The 817-nt window shown below is 66.2% G+C and carries 1 protein-coding gene; it reads left to right on the top strand.

Annotation, left to right across the window (positions count from 1 at the left end; all coding sequences use genetic code 11):
* On the top strand, nucleotides 1–817 hold an 817-nt coding region (locus ACFPN9_RS27810; RefSeq protein WP_377817946.1), incomplete at both ends, for a transposase.

Here is an 817-nt window from a genome sequence, read left to right as displayed (position 1 = left end):
CCGAGCGAGCCGTTGCGCGTGATCGGCATTGATGACTTCGCGTGGCGGCGCAATCACCGCTACGGCACCATCGTCTGCGACCTCGAACGCCGCCGGCCGGTCGTCCTGCTTCCCGACCGGGAGCCGGCGACATCGGAAGCCTGGCTCCGGCATCAGTCCGCTGTCCACACAGTCGCCCGTGACCGCGGCGGGGGCTACGGAGAGGCGGTGGCGCGAGCACTGCCGCAGGCCGTCCAGGTTGCCGACCGATGGCACCTGATGGAGAATGCCAGCCGCGCTTTCCTCGACGCCGTGCGCAAGTCAATGCGTCAGATCCGCGGCGCCATCGGCGCCACCGTGATCAATCCCGCTTTGCTGACGGCAGCCGAGAAGCTGCAATATGACGGATATTTGCGGCGCGAGGAGACAAACGCATCGGTCCTTGCCCTCTGGCAGGAGGGCGTGCCGATCAAACAGATCGTCAGGCGCACGGGCCATCACCGCCAGACCGTCAGGCGGATCGTCCGTGGCGAGCGCAGCGACGTCTTCCGACCTCGCCAGAGTTCTCTGGAAGCGCATCTACCCTGGTTGGATGCGCAATGGGACGCCGGCGCCCGCAATGCATCCGCCCTCTGGCGCACAATGCGAAGGAACGGCTTCCGGGGAAGCCTCAGGGTTGTCTCCGAATGGGCAACTCGCCGCCGGCGCGCTGAGAAAGCGGACGCAAGCAGCCTCGCTCGCCTCCCATCGGCCCGGACCATCGCGAGGTTAATGACCACTGGTCGCGACAATCTCTCGAAGGCCGAAACTGTTACGATCGCCGCGATCGAGAACGGCG

The sequence above is a fragment of the Allobosea massiliensis genome (assembly GCF_042655245.1).
GTDB classification, from domain to species: domain Bacteria; phylum Pseudomonadota; class Alphaproteobacteria; order Rhizobiales; family Beijerinckiaceae; genus Allobosea; species Allobosea massiliensis.
This window is presented reverse-complemented; position numbering and strand designations above follow the sequence as displayed.